The organism is Asticcacaulis sp. P4_H10, from assembly GCF_056400965.1.
In genome coordinates this window covers 58,309-77,576 of sequence record NZ_JBFUKH010000001.1, presented here as the reverse complement: position 1 = coordinate 77,576, position 19,268 = coordinate 58,309, and the positions used below count along the sequence as shown (strand labels likewise).

The following is a 19,268-nucleotide window of genomic DNA, read 5'->3' as shown; positions in this document are numbered from 1 at the left end:
GTGCCTTTTCCGGATTTAAACCCTTGTCCGGTCAAGGCAGGGCGAGGACGGTTTCTTGATCTGAAAGCGGATAAGCCTTGCCCTTCCAAACGAACTCACCCGGCAGATTGGCTGGCTTGGTGATCCTGGCGCTCAATCCTCCATTCCCAAGACGACGATAGGAAGCCGAAACGAGACCCGCAGGCGTGGCGGCGGCGGCATCCAACTCAGTTAGGTGTCCCAGGTGCGGCGCCACCACGACACGTGCATAACCCGGCGCGGCCGAACGAATGCCGGCCACGATGCCGATGAGATCTGCCGTCGGATGTGAACTCCAGGCGTGCGTATCCGAGCGCGTGTCGCCACGGCTTTCCGGCCATGTGGTGAAATTCAGCTTCGTCAGATCACGCCAGGTCTGGAGCCGGTCGAGATAGGTGTCGCTCAGTCCCGCATGGTCAAAGGCCTGGATAAGATACCACGAGAAGTAATAGCTCGATTGAATGATGCCGTCCGGCGCCTCGGTTCCTTTCGGCATCGTCACGCGGGACAATATCGCTCCCATCTGATCGCGCGGAGCGACGTCATAGAGAACGGCTATGGCGTTGGCATGCTGGCTGAACACCATCTTCGCGGGCGAGTCCGCAAACAGGCCCTTTTCCGCGTCCCAGCACTGGTTCCGAATATCGGCTGTCAGCTTGACCGCTTTTTCCGAATAGCGGCCCGCGAACTGCGGATCACCGACGGCGGCTTCAATCGCGGCCATGTCCTTGAGCGCGCCGAGATAGGTCAGGGATGTCAGGCACGACGTCTTCGTGGCCCTGTCGTAAGACGGAAAGCGATCATATTCGGATGGACTGTACGGCATCTGCGCCTCACCCGCCCAGTCGACGAAGTTCCATCCCGGGTTCATCGTCAGCAGTCCGTTCGAGACGACATAGGGTTCGAACCAGGCCAGGACCTTTCGCCCGCTCTCCAGGTTGCGGCGCAGAACCGCGGTATCGGGCTGGTTCCTCAGGTAATCGTGCATCATGCCGATCCACAGCAAGCCGAAGGGAGGAATGCTATTGTCAGTGCTGGACGGATAGGCGGATTCGATCATTCCATCCGCCTCCTGGGAATTCGCGAATGCATCTATCGCCTGGACCGGAAGACGGGGGTCGCCGGACACGGTGTAGGCGATCAGGCTTTGAAGCCTTGTATCTCCGACATATTGCAGTTGCTCCCAGTACGAGCTGTCCTGGAACGTCTCATGGGCATCGACCCGCACGGTCTGCCAGCCAATTTTCCAGATCTTGTCCAGTTGCGGATCGTTGCTGCGGAAGTAGCCCTTTTCCTCAAACGGATAGCCGGTTTCGAACAGGTTCAGTCCGTCTATGGCGAGGGGTTCCGAACCGGTCTTGATATCCAGTTGAACGTATCTGAAGGTTCTCCACCAGAGCGGCCGGTAAGCGCGATGCGCGCCACCGGATACATGGAAGGTATCTTCGACCCCGATAATGGTCCGGTTTGCGATTTCGCTCCTGTCCCCCTTCTTCTTGTTCGCGTCGTAGAGCGCCTCGGCATAGGTGAGCGTGACGTTGGCGCCCTTGCCCCCGGACGTTTTTAGTTCCGGGTAGGCGGCAATGACCTGCGCCTGGTCAACGAGAATGGAAACCTTCGAATTGGCGGGAACGGTTATACCGCTCCTGCCGAACGCCTTTGCCTGGGCGATATCCGGACGGACGATCTTTCCGGTCGGTATCGGCTTATAAGCCATCTGCGGTAGCTGGCTGGCCACGAGTGTCCACGGCGGTGTCTCTCCCTCGGCGGTTGCGGGCACCACGGGCATCCACCCGGCGCCGGTAAGGCGCGAGCCATTCCAGTCCCAATCCGCTTTGGCACCATCAATGTCTTCAGAGCTGCCGGCCGCGTAGAAGATCGGCCCAAGCTTTTGAGCCAGCGACAGGAATGGAGAGCTGAAACCATGCCCAGGCTGGATCGAGGCACGCCATCCCTCGCCGGTATCGAGCTTCGAAGCCTCTCCCTCCCCCTCGACCCAAAAAGCCACCCTGGCGCTCAACTGGGCGAGCGGCGCGGTCTGGGGCTTGCTTCTCGAACTTTCCTCCACCGCGTTCCATACTTCGGCGGCGATGACGTTGTGCCCCTTCCTCAGATACGGAGCCAGGTCAAGACCTTCATACCGCCAATGCGCCAGGTCGCCACGCGACGGTCCCGCGCCCACGCGTATGCCATTCACATACAGGATGAACCGGTTGTCGGCGCTTATCTTGATGCGGTACCTGTCCGGAACCTGCGCAAGATCAATCTCCTTGCGAAAGTGCAGCACGACCTGAGTCTTGGGCGCAAGGTTCGGCAGAGTTACCCACCTGCCCTCGGCCGCCGCGAAGGATGCGCTCAACCCGGTCATGGCCATCACGATTGCGGCCAATGCCAAACGTCTGATCTTTTTCATCCTCTGTCATCCTGTCATTGCGCCGCTGGCCGCATGGCCAAAAAGCTTACGTATTTTGTCACGTTCCCCGGACGTGAGAAAGGCACTGGGCGGCGCTGGGAAAGGCCTCGTGATGCGATGCCTCCGGACCACGCCTAGGGGGAGCATGACCCGGAACACCGCCCAGCTTAGTTTCCTCGGGAGTACGAGGTATTAGAAATCGCGGCGCAGGGTCACGCCGATTTCACGGGCATTGGTGACCGTTCCGATGCTGAGGCCAGACTGGACACCGTAGATCGACCACGGGCCGCCATCTGTGTCCTGGACGACTTCATCAAACAGGTTCTTGGCCCAGAAGCTGAGTTCCCAGTTGTCGTCGGCGCCCTTGATGCCGACATAGGCGTTCACCTGAGTGTAGCCCGGCATGAAGTTAGCCGTCTGCGGGAAGTAGGCCTTGTCGCGATAAATGGCGTTGGCGCGGGCATAGGCGTTCAAGCCCCACAGCTTGAAGTCGAGATTGGTGTTGGCGCTGATACTGGTGGCCGGAAGTTGACCCAGGACCTGGCTGGAGACGCAATGGCTGATGTAGCTGTTGCGCTGGACCATCGGGGTGCCGGCGACGCTGGGGACGCCATCGCCGTCATAGTCGTTGCACGGCAGCAGGGCGTCGACGAAATGGGCGTCGGTGTTGGTGTAGAGGAGGCCGGCCGACCAGTTGGGCGTGATCAGGTAGCGCAGTTCGACTTCGACGCCCTTGCTGACGGCATTGCCGTTGGCGAACATGGTGCCAAAACAGATCGGCCCCGCCGCCGTGCCGTCATTTGTGGCGTAAGACATGCCGTTCGGGTTGGGTACGCCGGTACAGGCGACGTTGAACATCGAGGCAATGTAGCCGTCGTACTTCTGGTCGAACAACGACAGGTTGGCGGTCAGGCGGCGGTCCAGCCATTGCGACTTGACGCCGATTTCCGTCGATTGCGAATGTTCGGAGTCGAAGTTGCCATTGCTGCGCGGCACGGGTTGCTGGACGGTGTTGGCGCCGCCCGAACCCGGACGGAAGGACGTGCCGTAGGAGACATAGGCCATGATGTCGCGGGTGAACTCATGCTGGTAGCTGGCATTGCCGGTGATCGCCTGGTAGGTCGTGTTCAGGCCGGCGCCGAGACGGTCAACCTCGAAATGCGAGTAGCGGATGCCCAGGGACAGCTTGTCCTTTTCGCTCAGGTTGAAGCGCTGGTTGGTGAAGACGCCGTAGTCGTTGACGTTGGAGGCCGAGGGCGCGCTGGTGAAGAACGGAAAGAAGGCGAAGTCGCCGGTGTTCTTGGTCGAGCTGGCGAAGACGCCGTAGGTGAAGTTGTAGAAGGTGCCGTTCGTCGACTCAAAGCGCAGTTCGTTGGTGGTCACTTTCGCGGTGTTGGTGCCCAGCAGCCAGGTGGGGATCTGGTTGGTCTGGCCGATACCGGCGAAGTCGAAGTCGAGGCCGTTGGCGAAGGTCGAGTCGTTATAGCCGCCGACATAGTTGATCTGATAGTCGCCAAGGTCGTAGCGGACGCTGAGTGTCGTCAGGTGGCCTTCATAGGTGACGGGGCTGGGGCCTGTATTCAGCGAGACGCGGTCGGCCAGGGTGTAACTGTGCCCGCAGCCGGCGGAGCTGACCGGGATCGGGCCGCCGACGCAGGGCGCGGTGCCCCGGACCGAGCGGTAAAAGTCGCGGTCTTCGCTGATATACTGATGCATCAGGTTGACGTCGAGATTGTCGAGCGGCTTCCAGGTCAGGCTGCCGCGCAGGCCTGTGGTTTCGTGGTGAGATTTCTTGCCATTGCCGATGCTTTTGACCTGGTTGTCGTCGCTGGCGTCGTAGAGACCGGCCACGCGGAAAGCGAGTTTATCGTTGATCGGGCCGCCGAACGCAGCCTGGAGGTTCTGGCCGTTGTGGTCGGTGGCCGAGCCCTGGATGAAGCCGTCATATCCGGAGAAGCTGCCGCGCTGGGTCACGATGGTCATGGCGCCCGACGGCGACGGACGGCCGCGCAGCGTGCCCTGTGGGCCGCGCAGGACTTCGATCTGGCCGATGTCGAACAGGGCGTTGAAGGCGTCGGTCGTGCTGATCGGCACTTCGTTCTGATAGACTTCGACGGTGTTGGTGGCGCCACCGGTGCCGCCGTTGTTCGGCATCTTGATGCCGCGCATGGAGATGGACTGTTCGCCGCCGCTGGTCCGGGTCAGGGACACGCCGCCGACAGCCGTGGCGACTTCCTGGAAGGAGCGGATCTGCAGGTTCTGGAGCTGGGCCGCGCTGACGACGTTGACGGTCTGGGCGACCTTCTGCACCGGTTCGCGGCGCTTGTTGGCCGTGACGATGACGACGTTGGGATCTTCGGCGGCGGCCGAATCGGCTGCGGGGGCCTTATCCTGAGCTGCCGCTGCGCCCGCCAGGGCGAGCAGGCTGGTGCCGATCATAAGGGCGATCGCCTTTTGGGGCAGCGCTGACGTAAATTTCCTGAGCATGTGTTGTTCCTTTATACCCTGCACCTCTGAGAGAGGTTTCATTTATTGTTGATTGTGGCGGGACTATATTGGCGGGCATTACTTTTTGCCCCGGCCTCCCCGCGTGTTTAGGCATTTGCCTTTTATACGGCTTTTACGCTTTACTCGATAGAACGTCAGTTCCATTGCTCCGTCAAAGGGAAATTTCGACCGCACACATTTGTTATTAGATATAACAAACATGTACCCGTTCCGTCACAGCTCTCCCTACAACGGCGGATACTGGATACGCTTGACGCGTTACTTCACCACGTGATCTTACACCTCCTTCTTGTTTAAACAGCCGGACCTATGCCTTCCCACATTCGGCGCAGGTCGCCGTCCAGGTCACTCTCGACCCTGCAGTCGACATCGATGACCATCGTCCGGCGCGTTGCGCGCTCATACCTGGGCCATACAGGCTGGCCCTTTGCACCAGGCTGGGACGTGCGGGCAAAGGTCGCCCACATCTCGCTCATGTTGCGCGACGCTTTCTCAACTCCAGGCCCCGCCCCCTGCAGACCGCGCAGATCGGTGTTGTAGAACTTCATGTTGATTTCGGACGCATGTCCCGCGCCGAACCTGTAGCTTGTTCCGGGGATAACAAAGTCCGATTGGTAATCGTACCTGTAGCGATAGACCGGCGCCGGCTGAAGCGACTTTCGCTCCGCCAGGGTCACCGAGTCGTTGCCGAACCAGACATCGCTCGAAATGGCGATATAAAGCTGGCTTGCCGAATAGCCGGGGTAGGCCTTTCGGTAAGCGGCTTCGATACGGTCGGCATAGCCACCGAATTCACTGGCCAACCGGGCTTTCAGCGTGGCCGCGTCCATCGTGAAAGTATCGGGCCGCCCCATATTGAAGAAGGTCGACTCGTCGCGATTGTGACCGACCATGATGGGGATGTCGGCTGCAAGCGGCGATACCAGCGGTTCGAACGGGTGCATGGGCAGAACGACGCCGTCGACGACCGGTCCCCAGGAACCCGGACGATTGAAATTGGCGCGATGGAGCAGTTCACTCTTTGGATCGTTGGGATCGATCAGCGCTCCCCTGCCCTGCTCGGCCTGGACCTGGATATCGACAAAGGCCTGCGACGGCACGCCGGCCAACTTGTGAAGGTCCTTGGGCGATATCCCAAGGCCTCGCAGAACACGCAATGCCGTGTCCGTCGCCTGTTCACGGGTCAGCCGTGTTAAAGCCGCGCCGCTTTCGACGCTGGCCTTGTGGAACAGGCCGCGCGCCGCCGGCATGGCCAGGAGCGTCCCGGTCTTGAAGCCACCGCCCGACTCGCCGAAGATCATGACATTGCCCGGGTCACCGCCAAATACAGCGATGTTGCCCTTGACCCACCGCAGGGCGGCCACGATGTCGAGCATCGACTGGTTGCCAGAAGTGGCGAAGGCTTCCCCGCCAAGATCCCCCAAATACATGTAGCCCAGAAGACCCAGGCGATGATTGCAGGCCACCACCACCACGTCATAGGTGGCGGCGAGATGGGCGCCGTCTTGCGACGGAGCCCCGGCCGAACCCGAATGATAGCCGCCGCCATGGACGTAGAACATGACCGGCCGGGCCTTGCCGTCGCTCACAGACGGCGTCCAAACATTCAGGACAAGGCAGTCCTCGCTACCGGCGGGCTCGTTTTCGCCGAAAGAGCCACCTGGCTTCTGCAGCGACGGAGGCCCCAGCGTCAGTGCGTCCCGTATGCCGGACCAGGCCGGAGCCGGCGGCGCTTCCAGGAACCGGCCCTTGCCGCTCACAGACCCGGCATAGGGGATACCCTTGAATGCAAGAGCGCCACGGCTATGACCGCCCCGGAGGCTGCCCTGCGCGGTCTTGACAGTGACAAACGGAGCGGAGACGGCCGTCGCGGCCGCAGGGGCCTGAGCCCTAACGTTTTGCGACACCGCGCCGACGGCCCCGACAGCCACCGCTGTTGTCAAAAAATGGCGCCGGTTGAGATGCGTCCGTTCCATAGGTTCCTGCCTGACTAGATTTTCTTGCACCCTGGGGGTGTTGTTTCCTCGAGGGTCTCCGATGAACGAAACGAAGTCAACCGGATTTACGGCAGCGCTGACGTAAATGTTGCGACCAGACGCCGTTCGGCGGCATCGAACCCTATGATATTCCGGCGCAAAAGCCGCGCGAACGGCCGATTTGCAAATTAGGTATGAGTGATAACTTTCTTGGGTGCTGCGGCAAATTCGCAACATGTCCCCGATGATTGTCGACTCGATCAGGCGTGCCGGTTACGCAGCCCTACGCAATCGAGACGGCATCAAGACATGGCGCCGTCGTCTGGCGATAGATGATCGCATGCTGCACGCTTTCCTGCGTCAAACCTGTTACAGGCTGATCCCGGTCAAGATGCCGAAGGAGGATTTCGGTCGCCCGTTGTCCCATCGCGCTGATCGGCTGATGAACCGTCGTCAGGGGCGGCCAGCAGCTCTCGGAGGCGGGGCTGTCGTCAAAGCCCACAATGCTGACGTCCCTGGGTACAACCAGCCCGACGCGCTGGGCGGCGGCAATGCTGGCCAGCGCCACCGAGTCGTTTCCACACACCAGGGCCGTCGGCCGGATGGGAAGGGTCAAAAGGCGGTAGGCCATTTCATGGCCATATCCCGGACCCGGCGGAGGAGTCGACCGGAAGGCGTCGCGTTGCACGATACCGGCTTCGTGAAGCGCCCGGCAAAATCCGGCTTCGCGCAATCCCATGGACGCAAGGTGTTTGCTCACCGACAACCAGGCCAGTTCGCGGTGCCCGAGGTCAATGAGATGCCGCGTAATTTCGTAACTGGCCAGTTCGTCATCCATCTCGACGTAGGACGTGGTGCTTTTGCCGTCGACAGGCGCCACACATACGAACGGCAGGTTCAGTTCCGTCAGGGCGTCGGTAAAGCTCGTTGCCTCGCATACCGGGGGCACGACGATCAATCCATCGGGGCGAAAGGCAGCGAAATGTCCGGCAATTGCCTCCTTGCCCTTTTCCAGGACGTCCCTGACCGGTTCGACGATCAGATGGTAGCCGGCGGAGATACAGGCGCGCGATATCCCGATCTGCAGTTCTGAAAAGTAGTAGTGAGACGTCTGGTCCTCGACCACCATGCAGATGGTGTAGCTGCGCGAGCTGGCCAGCACCCTGGCGCCGAAGTTTGGGCGAAAGCCGGTTTCGGCGATCAGCTTTTCTATCTCTGCCCGCTTCTTGGCGCCGACCCCCGGGAGCTTATTGACGACGCGCGAAATGGTTTTCGCCGAGACATTCGCGCGCTTCGCCAGATCGTCCAGAGTAAGATTAGCCAAAATTTTCAACCTCTAATGCCCGACAAGTATCAGGGCTCCGAAAGGGCTTGTCCAGCCCCTTCACCTTTTGTTCGAAGATCGTTTCGTCAATTCACCGCATTTCACCATCTTGACGGCAGCGCTGACGTAATGCAGTTTACGTCAGCGCTGACGTTAAATCCCGTGAAGGTTCTGGCTTCATTGCAGCGACAACTGGCGCCCAAGGGGCCCTAAAACCCCTAGGGCGCCCTCTTTTATAACAATAGCGCCAAAGGCGTACTCCAGGTGGAACGATGCGACATTCCAACACACGGAACCGTTTGAAACAGGTTGGCATGGCCTGTTCAGCTTTTTGCCTTGTCACGGCATCCGGTGCAGTCGCTCAGCCTGCAAGGCCCTGGATGAGCCCTTCCCTTTCCCCGGACGCGCGCGCGATTCTGCTTGAGCACGCCATGACCCAGGACGAACGGCTGAGCCTGGTCCACGGCCCCATGGCCTTGCCAATGTTCATGAAGGACGGAAAGCTACCGGACGGCGCAGTCGCTTCGGCGGGATATCTCCCAGGCATCCCGCGCCTGGGCGTTCCCCACTTGCAAGAAAGTGACGCCTCGCTGGGCGTGACCAACCCATTGATGACACGTCCCGACGATGTCGCCACGGCGCTTCCGTCGTCACTCCTTCTGGCGGCGACCTTCAATACGCGGATCGCCTATCAGGGCGGCGAAGTGGTCGGCAGGGAGGCCCGGGCAAAGGGCATGAACGTCCAACTGGCGGGCGGCATCAATTTGGCGCGCGACCCGCGTAACGGCCGCAATTTCGAATATGCCGGGGAAGATCCCTGGCTCGCCGCCAACATCGTCGCCGAGTCGATCAACGGTATTCAGGCGCAAGGCCTGATTTCGACAATCAAGCATTTTGCGGTCAACGACCAGGAAACCGGCCGCAACTTCGCCAACAGCGTCATCGAAGAACAGGCCCTGCGCGAGTCCGATCTGCTGACCTTCCAGATCGCGATCGAAAAAAGCCAGCCTGGTTCCGTAATGTGCTCATACAACCTGATCAACGGCGAGTATGGCTGCGGCAACAGCTTCCTGCTCAACGACGTCCTGAAAGGCGATTGGGGGTACAAGGGCTGGGTCATGTCGGACTGGGGCGCCGTCAAAGCAACGGACTTCGCGCTGAAAGGCCTGGACCAACAGTCGGGGGAGCAAATCGACAAGCAGGTATGGTTCAGTGACCCGCTCGAAAAAGCAGTCGAAAGAGGGGAAATCCCCCAGTCACGCCTGTCGGACATGGTGCGGCGCATTCTGAGGTCCATGTTCGCCGCCGGTCTTTTTGATTCCCCGCCGGCCCCGGCAGCCTATGACGCGGCCGCCCATGCGGACATCGCCAAGGCTGAAGCAGCCGAAGGCATTGTGCTGCTCAAGAATGAAGGCGGACTTCTCCCGCTGGCCTCGGCGGTAAAGTCGATCCTGGTTGTCGGCGGCCACGCCGACCTTGGCGTCATGTCCGGCGGCGGATCATCACAGGTGGTGGCCGACATGAAGCAGACCGTCATCGACCGGGGCGGCGACGGCGTCTTTGCCGCCTTCAACAAGATCCACTACCACCCCTCTTCTCCACTGAAGGCGTTGCGTGCGGCCCTGCCGGACACAAACATCGCCTTCGAAATCGGTGAGTATCCGGAAGAAGTCGCCCGACGCGCCAGGAACTATGACCTGGTGATTGTTTTTGTCACCCAGTGGAACTGCGAAGGCAGCGATCTGCCAAGTCTCAGCCTGCCCAATGGGCAAGATGAACTCATCAAGGCCGCAGCCGCCGCCAATCCTAAAACTATTGTCGTTCTCGAAACCGGAAATCCGGTCGCCATGCCTTGGCTGGACCAAGTGCCGGCCGTCATAGAAGCCTGGTATCCCGGCCAGAAAGGCGGTGAAGCGATCGCCGACATTCTTACCGGCGCGGTCAATCCTTCCGGCCATCTCCCCATCACCTTCCCTGCCGATATCACACAGTATCCCCGTTCCGGTCCGCTTCCCGGGATCGATGTGCCCGATGGACAGGTCTTTGACGTAGTCTACGATGAAGGCGCCTATGTGGGATACAAGCGGTTCGCCAAGCTCAACCTCAAACCGCTGTTCCCTTTTGGCCATGGTCTCAGCTACACGACCTTCGCCTATTCCGACCTGAAGGTCAGTGGCGGGGACACCCTCGCCTTCAGCTTCAAGGTAACCAACACAGGCACGGTCGCCGGCAAAGCCGCTCCACAGGCCTATCTCAATCAAACACCGTCCGGAGCCACCAAGCGGCTCATCGGGTTCGACAAGGTCGAACTGAAACCAGGTGAAAGCCAGACTGTCAGCCTGACGGCGGATGCGCGCCTGCTCGCCCGGTTCGACACCAAGACAAGGTCATGGATTGTCGATGGCGGAGACTACGCCATTGCCGTCGCGAAGGACGCCATGGATACCGGTATCCAGGAAAAGGCAAAGATCCGGGCAAGGAAACTTAAACCGTAGAACCTCACGGCCAATCGCGGCCGGAGCCGCCAACTAAGAAACAGTCTGTCATTATTGTTATTAATGGAAACAGTTATGCAATATACTCATATTCTAGGAGACGTTATGAATAGAATTTTCAAGATCGGGGCTCTTACCGCGATGCTCGCCGTGCTTGCACCTATGTCGGCATCCTCAGCCGTCACGTCAAAAGACCCGGCGCAAGTCGCCGCCGGCCAATATCATGTCGATCCCACGCATGCCAGCGTGCTGGCCCGCATCGACCACATAGGTTTCTCAACCACAACCGTGACGTTCGACAAGATTTCAGGCGGTTTCAATTATGATCCCGCCAAACCTGAGCACGCCACGCTTTCCGTGTCGCTTGACGCCAGTGCGCTGGACTCCGGCCTTGATGCGCGGGACAACGAACTGAGGGGCGCCGGCTTCTTCAACGTGGCCGCATTTCCAGAGATGACCTTCAAGTCCACCCGCCTCGTGCCCGTCGACGCCACTCATGCCAGGGTCGAGGGGCAGCTGACCCTGCTGGGCGTAACCAAGCCCGTTACACTCGATGTTACCTTCAATGGCTTTGGAACAGGCATGATGGGAGACACCCGCGTCGGATTCCTGGCCGCGGCGACGGTCCAACGCTCCGATTTCGGCATGAAGACTTTCCTCCCCGCCATCGGCGACAAGGTCGATCTGGTGATCGACGCGGAATTCATCAAGCAAAAATAACACAACGTTTTCTCATGGATTTCCGATGACCAATGATGCCCTTGGAAACAGCATGTCTCCACAGCACTATTACGTCCTGAGCCGGTGGCTTCATTGGCTCATCGCGGGTCTGATATTTTTCATGATTTTCCTGGGTTGGGGAATTACGCCCTCTAACCCTAATGTCCTGGCCGTGGCATTCTGGCATAAATCCGCCGGCATTCTCGTCCTGCTCCTGAGCCTTGCCAGGATCGCCGTGAGGCTCAATCACAAGGCGCCGCCCCAGCCTGTGATGCCGGCCTGGCAGGCGGTTTCGGCAAAGACGCTGCATGTCCTCTTCTACGTGGCTATGATCGGCATGCCGCTTACCGGCTGGGCGATGGTCTCGACCTCTCCGCGCGATATCCCATTCTTCATCGTGAACTGGTTCCATTTGCCCGTGCCACACACCGAAGCCATGCATGATCTCTTTGAAGCCTTGCACGACGCCGGCGGGAAACTGCTTGCTTACCTCATGATCCCCCTGCATGTCGGCGCCGCCTTGAAGCATCACCTGGTTAACAGGGACAACGTCATGGAAGGTATGCTTCCGGGCCTCCATCCGAAACCCATTCTGAACTGGCGTTGGATCATTCCTGTGTGTGTCATCGTCGCGGCCGTCGTTGCCAGCCTGTTTGCCGGCGCTACCGGGAACAAGCCGTCTGCTGAACAGACCCTGGCTGAACCTGCCGACGTGCCGCATGTCGCGTCTCAGGCGCCAGCCGCGTCTTTGGACAGTGGGACGGCGGAAAGCCATTCCACCTCGAATGAAAGTAACCCGGTCCCGCATTGGAAACTTGAGAAGGCCGGCACGGCGCTTGGCTGGACGACAAGCTTTCAAGGGGAGGACGTTAAAGGCGGGTTCGAGAGGTTTACAGCGGATATCGTTTTCGATGCGGAACGGCTCCAGGCTTCACGGGTCACTGTCCGGATCGACCTGACCTCCTTGCATTCGGGCGATTCCGACAGCGATCTCATGCTCCGGGGCTCTCAGTTCTTTGCTACCGAACAATTTCCGCAAGCCATATTCTACGCCAGGCGGTTTACGGCGCTGGGCAAGGCGCACTTCATAGCTCACGGAAATTTGACCCTTCACGGGACAAGCCGGCCCCTGGACCTGCCTTTCACGCTCAGTATCAAAGACGGTCGCGCGACGGTCGTAGGCGAGACCCTCCTCGACAGGACGGCCTTTGGCGTCGGCAGAGGTGAATTTGCCGGGACGGACGCAATCCCGGCGAACGTGAACGTCCAGATACGCGTGAATGCGGTGACCGCGCCCGCCGTCAGCCTGTAAGATCCAAACTTACCAACCCAGGAAGGAAATCCATGATACGAAACAAACTCTACGCGTCGCTTGTCGTCGTCGCTGCACTAAGCCTCGCGGCACCGGGCGCATGGGCCAAGCCCAAAAACAATGCCGAACTGGTCAAGGCCGCGATGACAGCCCTGTTCATCAATCGCGATCCGTCGGCGATTGAAACCTATTGGGGCAAGACGTATATCCAGCACAATCCGATGGTTCCCAACGGCGTTGAAGCCCTGCCCGGCCTGCTCAACAACCTGCCGCAAAATTTCAAATATGAACCAGGACGGGTGATGGCCGACGGTGATTACGTAGCGATCCACGGCCGCTATACGGGTTTCGGTCCTACCCCGATGATCGCAGTCGACATCTTCCGCATCGAAAATGGCAAGCTGGTGGAGCATTGGGATGTATTGCAGCCCGAAGTGCCAGCGGACAAGACGGCAAACGGAAATCCCATGTTCACACCAGCAGATTGAGTGGGCGTAACGGGCAAATCCTACCTCAGCGGCGATGACGGAAATTGTCTTGGCTGAGGTATCCCGCTCCCGCCCGGCACCAGTTGCGCGACCGGCACGGCCTTTGGTTGACCTCCATCGGGGCCGGCTTCGATTTTCCGTCTGCCGGCCGTCACGAAGGGGATCGGACGCGCTTCAACGACACTGTCGGCGTGGTTTAGCAGAGATGACCCCGCAGCCCGACCTCGCCCTATTTCGCAGCCCCCAATATTGCCGCCAGGCAGGCGGGGCGGGACCTACGAGAAGCTTCGAAGCCGAGCCGGCATCAATGGGTTGGCGCACCGACATCTCCCTTTACGCCGCGCGCCCGTAGCAGGGCGGGCAAGACCACCTCGGCCATGATCTTGTTCGGCGGCGCCCCGCCAGTGTTGTAGCGCGAGCCTGTGAAGACGGCGATCAGGTCAAGCTCGGGTACGAGGTATATCTTCTGGCCGCCGTTGCCTTGCGCGGCGCTCATATAGACGCGACGGGGGCCGTCCGGCGTTGCAGCCTGCACCGACATGCGCCACCAGAGGTAGCCGTAATCTGTATTTTCCACGCGGCTGAGTGACGAGAGCGACTCCTTCACCCAGGCGGCGGGCAGGACCTGTTTCTTACCCCATCGCCCCTCATTTGCGTAGAGCATGCCGAACTTCAGCATGTCGCGCGGGCGCATGGCCATCATGCCGAATTTTTTGTCAGCGTTCGTGAGTGTGGGGTTCCAGATCCAATCGGCCCGACGGATGCCCAATGGCCCGAACAGGTGTTCCTGCGCATAGTCGGGCAGGGCGCGGCCCGTCGCCTTTTCTACCACGCGACCGGCCATAAAGGTCGCGCCGGTGCAATAGCGGGCCACCGTGCCCGGCTCCTCGAGCATTTTCACGTCAACCAAGACGCGGATCCAGTCGGCCGTACTGTAAAGCTTATTCTCGCCGCCAGCGGAGGTCACCGAATAGTCATTACAGTCGAGGCCCGACTGAAGGGTGAGCAGGTGGCGCAGGGTGATGGCGGACTTGCGCGGATCGGGGTTAGCGACGTCTGCATAGCCGAGAAGGGGCAGGACCGGCTCGTCCAGCGTGACAGCGCCATTGGCGACGGCCGCGCCCACGACGGCGCCGACCACTGACTTGGTCGCCGAACGCATCTGGTGCGGCGTATCGCGGTCATAGCCGTAGAAATATTCTTCCAGCACGAGCTTGCCGCCCTGGAAGATCAGGACTCCGTCGACGTCCGGCCAGGTCTTGTCGAGAACGCCGGCGACGATGCGGCCCGCGGCCTCGGCGCCGAGATCGGATTTGGCGACATTGCCCACCGGGATACCGTCTCTCACGTTGCGCGGCGCCTGGTAGCGATAGGGTGGCGAACCGGAAGGCCGGGGCTGAAACCCCGCTTCCGTCAGGGCCGAGATATTGGCCGACAGACGCTGGTAGAGGCCCTGATGGTCCTCTACGGAGATTACCCCCCCATCGGGGCCGCGATGGAAGGTGACGTCCGCGCCGCCACCGTTGATGAAAAGATCCGCCGACTTGCGGCGCAGCAAGTGCTTGCCGCCGTCAATCACAGCGAACAGTTCGTCGGGAGCAACGATCTCCATGGTGCCGCCCTGGTAGGCGTAGGTTCCGACAAAGTCGCTCAGCGGCGGAAGCTGAGCTGTCTGCGCCCCAGCCTCAGCTGCGGGAATGGTTACCGTCTGGCTGCTCGCCGGAGAGCTGACGGCCGCTAAGGAAATGGCGACCGTGATCGCCAGAGACAGACCTAGATTCCGCATGCGTTGTCCTTTCCGCTTGAATATAAGATGCCCTCGGCGAGCCGTCGGCCGTTTAAATGAACCTAAGCAGTGCGGGCTATTTCCGGCTGCTCGGGTGGCTCTGGACGCTAACGGGCCTCGGGGCGTTCGGCCTGTTCCGTCCGCCCGGAAAGCTTGCGGTGGACGGGAAGCCCGGACCGGCGCCCCGATTGACGCAGCGACAGGCGCATCCGCCACAGGCGGCACTGCCGGTCAGCTTAGCATCGATCGCGCTCGTCAGCGTGGTTACCACAGGCATGGGCTGGGCAGCGAGTGCAACGGACAGGCCGCCACCACTATTCCGTCCACGACGCCTTCCCGCACACTTTATTATGCGGCAGCAATGACGGCGCCCTTGTAAGTCGCGGCGATAAAATCGCGCACCTTTTGCGACGTCAATGCGGCCGCCAGAGCCTTGATCCGGGCATCGTCCTTATTGTCCGGGCGCGCCACCAAGTAATTGAGATACGGGCTGTCCGGGCCTTCGATGATCAGCGCATCCGACTGCGGATTGAGCTTGGCGTCAAGCGCATAGTTGGTGTTGATCAGGGCCAGGTCGACCTCGCCCAGCACGCGCGGCAGGGATGGTGATTCCAGCTCCTTGAAGACAAAGCCTTTCGGATTAGCCGCGATATCCTTCGGCGTCGCAGCGATGTTGTTCGGATCCTTCAACGTGATCAGGCCGTTCTTGTGCAGCAGGATCAGGGCGCGGCCGGTATTGGTTGGGTCATTCGGTACGGCAATGACGGCGCCTTTGACCAGGTCGTTGATTGCCTTGACCTTGCGGGAATAAGCGCCGAACGGCTCGACATGGACGCCGACCACGGGCACCAGCTTGGTCCCGCGCTCTTTGTTGAACGCCTCCAGATAAGGCAAGGTCTGGAAATAGTTGGCGTCGATCAGCTTCTGGTCGACCTGGAGGTTCGGCTGGACATAGTCGTTGAAGATCTTGACCTGGAGGTCGATGCCCTGCGCTTTCAGGTCGGGCGTAATCGCCTTGAGGATTTCGGCGTGCGGAACGGCGGTGGCCGCGACCGTCAGGACATTGCCCTTGGCTTCAGGCTTGGCGCAGGCGGTAACCGCCAGGGCGGACAGCAGGAAAAGACGGCGTGAAGTCATGGCGCAACGCTCCTATCGTTTGTGAAACCGCGCCACCAGCGCGTCGCCGCCCATCTGCAGCGCCTGAACAAGAATGACGATCAAGGCCACGGTGACAACCATGACATCGGTCTGGAATCTTTGGTAGCCATAGCGCACGGCCAGATCACCGAGCCCGCCGGCGCCGACGACGCCAGCCATGGCGGTATAGGAGACGAGCGCGATGGCCGTCACCGTCACCGCGGCAATCAGACCCGGCATGGCCTCGGGCAGCAGGGCGCTCAGCACGATCTGCCGGTTGCTGGCGCCCAGGGCCTGGGTCGCCTCTATGACCGAGCGGTCGACTTCACGTAAGCTGGCTTCGACCAGCCGGGCGAAGAAGGGCGCGGCCCCCAGCACCAGGGGGGGAATGGCGCCGCGCACGCCCAGCGAAGTCCCCACCAGGGCCAGGGTCACGGGGATCAACAGGATGAACAGGATGACGAAGGGGATCGAGCGCAGGACATTGACCATCAGGCTGAGCAGGCCGTAGAGAGCGCTGTTGGGCGACAGGCCGCGCGGCGAGGTCGCGAACAACCAGATGCCTAGCGGCAGGCCCAGCGCCACGCTGAACAGCAAGGAACCGAACAGCATGGCCAGGGTTTCCCAGCTCGCCAGAGCGATTTCGACGCCGTCGATATTCCGGAAGAAATCGGTCGGGATCATGCGATGGTCTCCACACTTACGCCTCGCGCCGCCAGCCGTTCCAGGGCGATCGCCCGCCCCGGCCCTTCCAGTTCGACGACCAGTTGCCCATAGGGTGTATCTTTCAGCGCCGATACCTGGCCGGCAATGATGCTGAAGCGCACATCGAGGCCTTGCGTTGCCGCGCTTAAGGCATCGCTGGTAACGATATCGCCGAAATAGGTCAGTCGCAGACGCGGGTGGGCGCCGGCCGATGCCGGTACAGGCGGCGTCAGCGGGGCGATCAGCGCTCTGGCGGCGTCGCTTTGCGGGCTGAACAGGACCTGTGACACCGGACCATGCTCGACCAGGTGGCCGTGGCCCAGCACCGCCACGCGGTCGCAGATGCGACGCACCACATCCATCTCGTGCGTCACCAGGACGACGGTCAGCTTCAGGTCGCGATTAAGCTCGGTCAGCAGATCGAGCACACCTTGCGTCGCCTCCGGATCGAGCGCGCTGGTCGGCTCGTCGCACAGCAGGATGTCGGGCGAATTGGCCAGCGCCCGGGCAATAGCGACACGCTGCTTCTGGCCGCCGGACAGCTGGGCCGGATATTTATGGGCGTGGTCGGTCAGGCCCACCCGCGCCAGCAGACCGTCGATTCGCGCATGGTCGGCGGCGTCGAGCTTCGGCTTGGCCAGCTGCAGGGCGAACAGGATATTCTGGCGGGCGGTCTTGGACGACAGCAACCCGAACGACTGGAAGATCATGCCCAGCTTGTGGCGCAGGGCCGAAAGCTGGCGCGCATTCAATCCAGCCAGGTCCTGGCCGGACACCTCCACCCGCCCTGAGGTCGGGCGCTCCAGACGGTTGATCAGCCGCACCAGAGTTGACTTGCCCGAACCGGACGCACCGACAATGCCGAAGACTTCACCGGCTTCGACGGCAAGGGTGATATCGCTCAGCGCTGCCTGAGCGCGGCCCGAGGCATTGAAGGTCTTGGCGACGTGTTCGAATGAAATGATGGACAAGGTCGATCCAATGGAAACTACCCCTGCGCATAACCCTTGCTTCGGATTCCCGCAATACCTGTCGCACAAATTCAAACAGATTGAATCGGCTTTCGCTCCGGCAGATCTCACGCATGCCAACCGCGAAGTATTTCTATATGGCAGGCGGGCTATTTCTGACTTGTTACAAATTACCACATTTTGTATAGGAATTATAGAAGCTTCTTCATGTCTTTTCTTCCCTGCTGCCTCATCCCAGAGGTTACTGACCGCCATCTGCCCCGATGGCGGTCTTTTTTTGGCCGGCTGCCGATCACTTGCCGCTCGGCTTCCTTCAGCCTGACCGGTTGCAAATAAGTTATGGTTCCTGGGCGCCGGGGCTGATAGCACTCTCTAGCAACACGGAGGACCGCCATGGGAAAACTTATCCTGGGTATGAACGTCTCGCTCGACGGCTATGTCGATGACGCTGGCGGCAATCTGGTCATGGGCGCGCCAAGTCAGAAGCATTTCCGCTACTGGATCGACACCCTGCGTGGCCATGCCGGCGCCATATACGGGCGGCGGATGTACGACCTCATGCGCTACTGGGACGACGAACGTCCGGAATGGGACGCGCCCCAGGCCGAATTCGCGGCACTGTGGCGCGGGCTGCCCAAGTGGGTCGTGTCATCGACATCGTCAGACCTTGGCCCCAATGCCACCTTGATCACCGGCGACATCGAAACCCAGGTCCGCGATCTCAAGGCGCGCACAGGCGGAATCTTAAGCGTCTCAGGGCCGCAACTGGCCGGCCTGATGACGCGCCTGGGCCTGATCGACGAATATCATCTGCACCTGCGCCCGGTCGTGCTCGGCGAAGGCAAGCCATTCTTCCACGATACTCGCCCACCATTACGGTTAAAGTCGAGCATGCCTATCGACGATAATGCGCTTCATCTGGTCTATGTGGCGCTCGACTGAGCGTCTTCAGACTAACCGACGCCTCAGGTCAGGCCCGGAAGGATCAGGCCGCAGCCTCCGAGGCCAGCTGAAACAAGCAGAAGCACCATGCCATAAACGCATCTCTTGAGGATGGTTGGATGTTTCATGACTTTCCTCTGGTTATGATGATTGGATGCCGTCCGGCCGTCATGCCCTTCGACCGGATGCGGATATGCGGGTCGGTGATAACCCAGTCTTCCTGTCCACCAACCAGTGCCCATACCATACCGGTCAGTAACACAAGCACAACAATAAAAAGCGGCATCAGCGAAAAGACCGAAGTCTCGCCGGCCTGAACCTTAGGCACCTGCATATAAAGATACCATCCCAGCACCAGGGCCGTTGCTGCGAAAAAAACGAAATACAAGCCGCGCACCCCAAGGCTTGATTTACTGCTCAGCGTCATAATTCCCCCCTTGTTCCGGACCATAAGACGAAGCAGGCACGCTGAC

14 protein-coding genes are annotated in these 19,268 nt (G+C 60.4%); 5 read left to right on the top strand and 9 right to left on the bottom strand.

Annotated features, from left to right (window positions below):
- Positions 1 to 31: 31 nt before the first annotated feature.
- The 4 genes from AC1DON_RS00260 to AC1DON_RS00245 form a co-directional block, all read right to left on the bottom strand.
- Positions 32 to 2,431, bottom strand: a complete 2,400-nt coding sequence (locus tag AC1DON_RS00260; protein WP_476932730.1) for a family 78 glycoside hydrolase catalytic domain — start codon at positions 2,429 to 2,431, stop codon at positions 32 to 34.
- 192 nt (positions 2,432 to 2,623) lie between these two features.
- The gene (locus AC1DON_RS00255; RefSeq protein ID WP_476932729.1) at positions 2,624 to 4,918 is read right to left on the bottom strand and encodes a TonB-dependent receptor; all 2,295 of its coding nucleotides are present in this window, start codon (positions 4,916 to 4,918) and stop codon (positions 2,624 to 2,626) included.
- 314 nt (positions 4,919 to 5,232) lie between these two features.
- Positions 5,233 to 6,915: a carboxylesterase/lipase family protein gene (locus AC1DON_RS00250; RefSeq protein ID WP_476932728.1), complete on the bottom strand. Its 1,683-nt coding sequence runs from the start codon at positions 6,913 to 6,915 to the stop codon at positions 5,233 to 5,235.
- Between the two features lie 283 nt (positions 6,916 to 7,198).
- Positions 7,199 to 8,239: a LacI family DNA-binding transcriptional regulator gene (locus AC1DON_RS00245; protein WP_476932727.1), complete on the bottom strand. Its 1,041-nt coding sequence runs from the start codon at positions 8,237 to 8,239 to the stop codon at positions 7,199 to 7,201.
- A 272-nt stretch (positions 8,240 to 8,511) separates the two neighbouring features.
- Between AC1DON_RS00245 and AC1DON_RS00240 the strand changes: the two genes are divergently transcribed.
- The 4 genes from AC1DON_RS00240 (at position 8,512) to AC1DON_RS00225 (ending at position 13,254) form a co-directional block, all read left to right on the top strand.
- Entirely contained in the window at positions 8,512 to 10,734 is a 2,223-nt protein-coding gene (locus AC1DON_RS00240; protein ID WP_476932726.1) for a beta-glucosidase, read from the top strand.
- 105 nt (positions 10,735 to 10,839) lie between these two features.
- Complete coding sequence (locus tag AC1DON_RS00235; RefSeq protein ID WP_476932725.1) at positions 10,840 to 11,454, top strand: YceI family protein; 615 nt, start codon at positions 10,840 to 10,842, stop codon at positions 11,452 to 11,454.
- A 25-nt stretch (positions 11,455 to 11,479) separates the two neighbouring features.
- Complete coding sequence (locus AC1DON_RS00230) at positions 11,480 to 12,766, top strand: cytochrome b/b6 domain-containing protein (RefSeq protein ID WP_476932724.1); 1,287 nt, start codon at positions 11,480 to 11,482, stop codon at positions 12,764 to 12,766.
- A gap of 32 nt (positions 12,767 to 12,798) precedes the next feature.
- Positions 12,799 to 13,254: a nuclear transport factor 2 family protein gene (locus tag AC1DON_RS00225; protein ID WP_476932723.1), complete on the top strand. Its 456-nt coding sequence runs from the start codon at positions 12,799 to 12,801 to the stop codon at positions 13,252 to 13,254.
- Positions 13,255 to 13,558: 304 nt separating this feature from the next.
- Here the strand turns inward: AC1DON_RS00225 and AC1DON_RS00220 are convergent, their stop codons facing one another.
- From AC1DON_RS00220 to AC1DON_RS00205, 4 genes are all read right to left on the bottom strand, one after another.
- Positions 13,559 to 15,040 (bottom strand): serine hydrolase domain-containing protein, encoded by a 1,482-nt coding sequence (locus AC1DON_RS00220; protein WP_476932722.1) that lies wholly within the window; start codon positions 15,038 to 15,040, stop codon positions 13,559 to 13,561.
- A gap of 348 nt (positions 15,041 to 15,388) precedes the next feature.
- Complete coding sequence (locus tag AC1DON_RS00215) at positions 15,389 to 16,177, bottom strand: MetQ/NlpA family ABC transporter substrate-binding protein (protein WP_476932721.1); 789 nt, start codon at positions 16,175 to 16,177, stop codon at positions 15,389 to 15,391.
- Between the two features lie 12 nt (positions 16,178 to 16,189).
- Complete coding sequence (locus tag AC1DON_RS00210; protein ID WP_476932720.1) at positions 16,190 to 16,861, bottom strand: methionine ABC transporter permease; 672 nt, start codon at positions 16,859 to 16,861, stop codon at positions 16,190 to 16,192.
- On the bottom strand, positions 16,858 to 17,847 hold the full coding sequence (locus AC1DON_RS00205) for a methionine ABC transporter ATP-binding protein (RefSeq protein WP_476933455.1): 990 nt from the start codon (positions 17,845 to 17,847) through the stop codon (positions 16,858 to 16,860). Before AC1DON_RS00205 ends, AC1DON_RS00210 begins: the two co-directional genes overlap by 4 nt.
- A gap of 399 nt (positions 17,848 to 18,246) precedes the next feature.
- Here AC1DON_RS00205 and AC1DON_RS00200 point away from each other — a divergent pair, with 399 nt between their 5' ends.
- Positions 18,247 to 18,795 carry a dihydrofolate reductase family protein gene (locus AC1DON_RS00200; RefSeq protein ID WP_476932719.1) on the top strand — a complete coding sequence of 183 codons (549 nt, stop codon included), beginning with the start codon at positions 18,247 to 18,249 and terminating at the stop codon, positions 18,793 to 18,795.
- Positions 18,796 to 18,919: 124 nt separating this feature from the next.
- Here the strand turns inward: AC1DON_RS00200 and AC1DON_RS00195 are convergent, their stop codons facing one another.
- Positions 18,920 to 19,222 carry a hypothetical protein gene (locus AC1DON_RS00195; RefSeq protein WP_476932718.1) on the bottom strand — a complete coding sequence of 101 codons (303 nt, stop codon included), beginning with the start codon at positions 19,220 to 19,222 and terminating at the stop codon, positions 18,920 to 18,922.
- Between the last annotated feature and the right edge of the window lie 46 nt (positions 19,223 to 19,268).

What these genes read in the sequence shown, in the direction of transcription:
- AC1DON_RS00260 (WP_476932730.1), bottom strand. Translation starts at nt 2,431, where the DNA reads ATGAAAAAGATCAGACGTTTGGCATTGGCCGCAATCGTGATGGCCATG.
- AC1DON_RS00255 (WP_476932729.1), bottom strand. Translation starts at nt 4,918, where the DNA reads ATGCTCAGGAAATTTACGTCAGCGCTGCCCCAAAAGGCGATCGCCCTT.
- AC1DON_RS00250 (WP_476932728.1), bottom strand. Translation starts at nt 6,915, where the DNA reads ATGGAACGGACGCATCTCAACCGGCGCCATTTTTTGACAACAGCGGTG.
- AC1DON_RS00240 (WP_476932726.1), top strand. Translation starts at nt 8,512, where the DNA reads ATGCGACATTCCAACACACGGAACCGTTTGAAACAGGTTGGCATGGCC.
- AC1DON_RS00235 (WP_476932725.1), top strand. Translation starts at nt 10,840, where the DNA reads ATGAATAGAATTTTCAAGATCGGGGCTCTTACCGCGATGCTCGCCGTG.
- AC1DON_RS00230 (WP_476932724.1), top strand. Translation starts at nt 11,480, where the DNA reads ATGACCAATGATGCCCTTGGAAACAGCATGTCTCCACAGCACTATTAC.
- AC1DON_RS00225 (WP_476932723.1), top strand. Translation starts at nt 12,799, where the DNA reads ATGATACGAAACAAACTCTACGCGTCGCTTGTCGTCGTCGCTGCACTA.
- AC1DON_RS00220 (WP_476932722.1), bottom strand. Translation starts at nt 15,040, where the DNA reads ATGCGGAATCTAGGTCTGTCTCTGGCGATCACGGTCGCCATTTCCTTA.
- AC1DON_RS00215 (WP_476932721.1), bottom strand. Translation starts at nt 16,177, where the DNA reads ATGACTTCACGCCGTCTTTTCCTGCTGTCCGCCCTGGCGGTTACCGCC.
- AC1DON_RS00210 (WP_476932720.1), bottom strand. Translation starts at nt 16,861, where the DNA reads ATGATCCCGACCGATTTCTTCCGGAATATCGACGGCGTCGAAATCGCT.
- AC1DON_RS00200 (WP_476932719.1), top strand. Translation starts at nt 18,247, where the DNA reads ATGGGAAAACTTATCCTGGGTATGAACGTCTCGCTCGACGGCTATGTC.
- AC1DON_RS00195 (WP_476932718.1), bottom strand. Translation starts at nt 19,222, where the DNA reads ATGACGCTGAGCAGTAAATCAAGCCTTGGGGTGCGCGGCTTGTATTTC.